Annotated in this window: 2 protein-coding genes; both read left to right on the top strand. The window is 75.3% G+C overall.

Annotated features, from left to right (window positions below; all coding sequences use genetic code 11):
• On the top strand, positions 1–871 hold an 871-nt coding region (locus ACSNOD_RS27190; protein ID WP_436769716.1), incomplete at its 5' end, for a hypothetical protein.
• Between the two features lie 286 nt (positions 872–1,157).
• The coding region (locus ACSNOD_RS27185; RefSeq protein WP_436769715.1) for a beta-ketoacyl synthase N-terminal-like domain-containing protein at positions 1,158–6,188 on the top strand (5,031 nt) is incomplete at its 3' end.

Raw genomic sequence — 6,188 nt, 5'->3', positions numbered from 1 at the left:
GCGCTCCCCGGGGTGGGGGCCGGGCTGGGGGCCGGGCGACTTCGCCAACCCGTATCTGTGCGGGGCGCTGCTCTACCTCGCGCTGCTGTTCTCCCCCAGTGGCGTCTGGCTGCTCTGGCGGTTCCCGAGCTGGGAGACGATGCACGCCCAGGCCGGGCTCCCCGGGTGGCTCGTCGCCGGCTTCGCCGCCACGAACGTCGGCATGGGGGTCGTCGGCTTCGAGGTGAGCCGCCGGCTGCTCGTCCGGGAGCGGCCGGGCGCCGCGTGCGCCCAGTTGCTCGTCCCCTATTTCGTCGTGTTCTTCCTGCTGGTGCACGGCTGGGACGGCACCGGCTACCAGCGGTTCCTCTCCACCGAGCCGTCCGTCTTCCGGCACTTCGACGACATGCCGCTCGCCGGGCGCGTGATGGACTGGCTGACCTCCGACGTGGCCCGGACCCTGGGCGGCATGGGCCTGGTGCTCATTCCGGCACTGCTGGCCCTGGCCGTGCACTGGTACGCGCGGGGCGCCCGCGCGCTGGGGGACGCCGATCCCCTCTCCGGGCTCTTCCCGGTGGGGCTGGCGGTCTTCGCCGTGCTGGGTCCCTGTCTGGGCGCGGCCGTCGTGGCCGCCCTGCTGGTGACCTCGCTGGGCTGGGTCGTGGGGGCGAGCGTGGTGGCGGCGGCCCTGGCCGGCTCCGCCCTCGCGGCGCGGCGGCCGTTCGCGGCCTGTGTGGCCCCGCTGATCCTGCCACCCATCGAGGGCCCGAGCGCCCATCAGCCGCCCCCCACCCCCGAGGAGCCGGCGCGGGACGGTGCGGCGCCCGCGAGCGCCACCCACCGGCCGGCGCCGCAGCCGGACGCCAACTCTCCCACGCCGACAGCCGGTTGACGCAATCGCCCGCACTTTCGCCAGGTTCACGCGAAAGAGTTGCTATCCGTTTATCTCCCTGGCTGGCGGCTATCACTAACCACATGCCGTGGCGACGACCGCGGCGCCACGGAAAGCCGGTCGAGCGGCACCGCTGATCTCTCCGCCCCCTGGGCGCACGTCCTTTCGCCTTCCCCCGCCCGCTCCTCGCGTTCCTTCTCCTTGTCCTCACTTTTCCTCACCTTTCCTCACCTCTTCCTGTCCCCCTGCTGTTCTCTTGCTGTCTCTCGGGAAAGGGCGGTTTCCCATGGGCGTCGACGGATGCGGGCCCGACCGTGCCGAGCGGTCGATCGCGGTGGTGGGGGCCTCGTGCCGCCTGCCGGGAGGGATCACGGACCTCGACGGGCTGTGGCGGGCCCTGATCGAGGGCCGGGACCTCATCACACGGGTGCCGGCCGACCGGTTCGACGCGCAGCGCTATGTGGACCCGTCGATGCCGCGCCCGGGGAAGAGCTATACGGACGCGGGCGGGTTCCTCGACGACATCAGCGGCTTCGACGCCGCCTACTTCGGCATCTCGCCGAAGGAGGCCGCCCAGATGGACCCGCAGCAGCGGCTGCTGCTGGAGCTGGCGACCGAGGCCTGCGACGACGCCGGCATCGCCCCGGCGGCGCTCGCGGGTTCGGACACGGCCGTCCTCGTCGGCATCTCCGACCACTCCTACGGCGCGATGCAGATGGTCACGATCGAGGACGTCAACGCGTACACCATGTCCGGCGCGGCCTCCTCGATCGCCGCCAATCGCATCTCGCACGCCCTGGACCTGCGCGGGCCCAGCCTGTCCGTGGACACCGCGTGCTCCTCCTCCCTGGTGGCGCTCGCCCAGGGCTGTCAGACCCTGCTGGCCGGTGCCTGCCGCGCGGCGCTCGTCGGCGGCGTGAACCTTCTCCTGTGCCCCTACCACTACGTGGGCTTCTCCCAGGCGTCGATGCTCTCCCCCACCGGCAGGTGCCGCTCGTTCTCGGCCGGCGCCGACGGCTATGTGCGCGCCGAGGGCGGCGGGCTCGTGGTGCTCAAGCGGCTGGCCGACGCCATCGCCGACGGCGACCGCGTCCACGCGGTCATCGTGGACAGCGCCGTCAACTGCGACGGCCGCACCCCGGGGCTGGCCCTGCCCCGGATGGAGGCGCAGGAGCGGCTGCTGCGGCAGGTGTACGCGCGGGCGGGCGTGGCCCCGGACGAGATCGGCTATGTGGAGGCGCACGGCACCGGGACCCCGGTCGGCGACCCCATCGAGTGCGAGGCCATCGGGCGGGCGCTCGGCAGCGGTCGTACGGGCGGTGAGCTGCCGATCGGCTCGATCAAGTCGAATCTCGGGCACCTGGAGCCCGCGTCGGGCATCGCGGGGCTGCTCAAGGCGCTGCTGGTGCTGCGCCACGGGGTGGTGCCGCCCACGCTGCACGCCCTCCCGCCCCACCCCCGGGTCGACTTCGCGGCACTGCGGCTGGCTCCGGCGGTCGAGCCGCGCGAACTGGCCGTCGGCGCGCGGACGGTGGTGGGCGTGAACTCCTTCGGCTTCGGCGGGGCGAACGCGCATGTGATCCTGGCGCCGCCGCCCACCGCCGTACGGGCCGAGGCGCCGCCCACTGCCGTACGGGCCGAGGCGCCGCCGTCCGACGGTGTGCCGGGGAGGGCCCGCCCGGTGGTGGTGTCGGCCCGATCCCGTGCGGCGCTCGCGGAGGCGGTCCGCCGGATGGCCCGGCGCATGGCGGACGCGGCCTCCGCGGAATTCTACGATCTGGCCTGGACCGCCTCCCGGCGGCGGGGCGCGCACCCGTACCGCGCGGCGGTGCTCGCCGACGGGCCCGCGCAGGCCGCCCGGCGGCTCGACGGCCTCGCCGCGGCGCTCGACCCCGCGCCTTCGGCGGAAGCGGCCGAGCCCTCCACGGCAAACGGGACCTCGGAGGCCACCCGCCCGTCCGACGCGCCACCCGAGACGCCGTCCGAGGCGCCCGCGGCGTCCGAGCCGTTCGAGGCCCCGGGGACGGCCCCAGCGGTGAACGGGCAGCGGCCCGCCAACCCCGTACGGGAATCCGAAGCCGAACCCGTTCGGGAGACCGGGCCCGATCAGGAACCCACGCCCGGGACCGGCGAGGGCGGCGCCGCGGTGGCCGACGGCGTCGCCCGCGGCCGTGTCGTCTTCGCCTTCTCCGGCAATGGCGCCCAGTGGGCCGGCATGGGGGCGGACCTGCTGGCCGCGGACCCCGTCTTCCGGGAGGCCGTGGACACCGTCGACGCGCTGCTGTCCGCCCGTACGGGGTGGTCGGTGACCGAGGCCCTGACCGACCCCTCGCTCGCGGACCGCCTGGGGGCCACCGAGTTCGCGCAACCCCTCCTGTTCGCCGTCCAGGTGGCCCTGGTGGAGGTGTTGCGGCGGCAGGGCGTGCGGCCGGCGGCCGTGCTGGGGCACAGCGTGGGCGAGATCGCCGCGGCCCATGTGGCGGGGGCCCTGACACTGGAGCAGGCCGTCCGGGTGATCGCCGCCCGCGGCAAGGCCCAGGCCGCGACCGCCGGTTCCGGCCGCATGGCCGCCGTGTCGCTGCCCTGGGAGCGGGCCCGGGAAGTGATCGAGGACCGTCCGGGGCTCACGGTCGCCTGTGTGAACACCGGCCGCGATGTGACGGTGTCGGGGCCCGAGGACGAACTGGCCGCCCTGGTGGCCGACCTGACGGGCCGGGGCGTGGCCTGCGCCCCGCTGGACGTGGACCACGCCTTCCACAGCTCGGCCATGGACCCCGTCGAGCTGCCCCTGAAGGCGGCGCTGGACGGGCTGTGCCCGGCGCCGGCCCGCGTGCCGATGGTCTCCACCGTGACCGGCGGCCCGGTCGAGGGGACGGAGCTCGACGCGGAGTACTGGTGCCGCAACGTGCGCCAGCCCGTGCGGTTCGCCCCGGCGGTGGAGGGTCTGCTGGAGGACGGGTACGACGTGTTCGTCGACATCGGCCCGCACCCGACCCTGCGGCCCTATCTGCGGCGGCTGACGGAGAAGCGCCCGACGCCCGTGGCCGTCGTGCCCACCCTCGTCCGGGGCGGCGACGGCCCGGCCGCGCTGCGCACCGCCGTGGCCGCCCTGGCCGCCGCCGGCGCGGACCTGGACTGGGACACGCACTTCCCGGTGCCCGGCCGCGTCGCCGACCTGCCCGCCTACCCCTGGCAGCGGGAGCGGCACTGGACCGGCTCCCCCGGCGTCTGGAACGAGACCTTCCGGGACGGCGGGGTGGATCATCCGCTGCTCGGGGACCGGCTCGCGGTCCCCCTGCCGACCTGGAGCGGGCCGGTGGAACCGGTGCTCGTCCCCTGGCTGGCGGACCACCGGGTCGGCGGGTCGGTGGTGCTGCCCGCGACCGGGTACGTGGAGATGGCCCTGGCCGCGGGCCGGCGGGTGCTGGGCGCCGCCGCCGAGGTGCTGCACCTGGAGATCACCCGCGCCCTCGTGGTGCCGTGGGACAACCCCGTGCACACACGGCTGCAGCTCACCTGCGCCCCCGAGGACGGCGCGGTCGTCGTCGCCTGTGTCACCGGGCGGACGGGCGAGCCGACCCGGCACGCCCGGTGCCGGGTGCGCCGGCTGCTGCGGCGCCGACCCGACCCCCTCGACCTCGCGGCGGTGCGCGAGCGGTGCGCCGAACCGGCGGACCCCGAAGCCCTCTACCGCGCCGCGGCGGCGGCCGGTCTCGACTACGGACCGGCCTTCCGCACGCTGTGCGAGCTGCGCGTGGGCGACGACGAGGTCCTCGCCGCCTATCGGCACGAGGCGCCCTCCGACGCCTACGAGATCCACCCGGCGCTGCTCGACGGCGCGCTCCAGGCGGGGCTGCCACTGATGGCCGACGCCATCGCGCGGGGGCACGCCTATCTGCCGGGGGCCGTCGACGCCGTACGGGTGTGGCGGGCGCCCGGCCCGCGGGGGTTGGTGCGGGTGCGCGAGCGGGGGCGCACGGAGACGGAGGTCTGCTGGGACATCACGGTCGTCGACGAGGAAGGCGCGGTGGCGGCCGAGGTGGAGGGCTGCCGGCTGCGGCGCTTCTCCGGCCTCGGCGCCACCCCGCTGATCCGCCATCGCAGCGTGCTGCGGGCCGCGCCGTGGCCGGAGGCGTCCGGTCAGCGCTCCCCGCTGCCCGCCCCCTCCGAGACCCTGGCCGCCGCGGCGCCGCGCGTCGACGCGTTGCGCCGGGCGAGGCGCTGGCCGGGCGGCGCCCGCCGCGAGCGCATGGAGCGGGAAGGCATCGCGCTCGGTTTCGCCCGGGCCTGCCACGCGCTGCTGACCGATCCGGTCGCGCCGTTCACCGTCGACGATCTCGTCCCCACCGGGAAGGACGCCCACCGGCGGCTGTGCGCGCTGATGCTGCCGTTCCTGGAGCGCCATGGGCTGGTCGAGCGGGAGCCGGTGGGCGGGTGGCGGCTGACCGCCCAGGAGTTCCCCGTGGAGGAAGTGCTGCGGCGGATGGCGGCCGACTACCCCGCCGATGTGGCGCCGATCACCCTGGCATCGTCCCGTTTCGCGGACATGGCGGGCGTTCTCCAGGGGACGAAGGACCCCATGGAGTCGTTCGCCGAGGGCGAGGCCGAGCTGTTGGAGCAGTTCTTCGACATCGCGCCCTGGTGCCGCTTCCACAACCGGGTGCTCCAGGCGCTGCTGTCGGTGATGGTGGACCGGTGGCCCGCCGACCGTCCGCTGCGCGTCCTGGAGGTCGGCGCCGGCACGGGCGGCACCACGGCGGCCCTGCTGCCGCTGTTGCCGCCCGAGCGCACCCGCTATGTCTTCACGGATGTCTCCCCGCTGTTCCCGAGCCGGGCCGAGCGGCGGTTCGCCGACCACGACTTCGTCGAGTACCGGACCTTCGACCTCGATCTCGACCCGGCCGAGCAGGGCTTCGCCGAGGGCTGCTTCGATCTGGTCGTGGGCGCCAACGCCCTGCACACGGCGAAGGACCTGGCCGCCGCGCTGCGCCGGTTGAACCGGCTGCTGGCCCCCGGGGGGCAACTGCTCGCCTTCGAGATGCACGACCCGTACCTCCTGGTCCCGTTCTTCGGCACCCTGGAGAGCTTCTGGAACCGCACCGACCTGGAACTGCGGCCGGACACGCTGTTGCTGCCGGCTTCGCGCTGGCCGGGCCTGCTCGCGGAGTGCGGGTTCACCGATGTCGTCCGGACGGGGGACGGTACGCGCCCGAGCGCCGCCGCCCGCGACCTCGCCCGCCACGATCCACACCGTCCCGCCGTCCGCCGGCGGCAGCGGAGCGGCGGCCCCCCGCCGGTCGGCGGGACGGTGTGGATC

The organism is Streptomyces sp. URMC 123, from assembly GCF_051386515.1.
GTDB lineage: Bacteria > Actinomycetota > Actinomycetes > Streptomycetales > Streptomycetaceae > Streptomyces.
The sequence above is the reverse complement of the archived record's forward strand: the minus strand, read 5'-3'. Positions and strand labels throughout refer to the sequence as shown.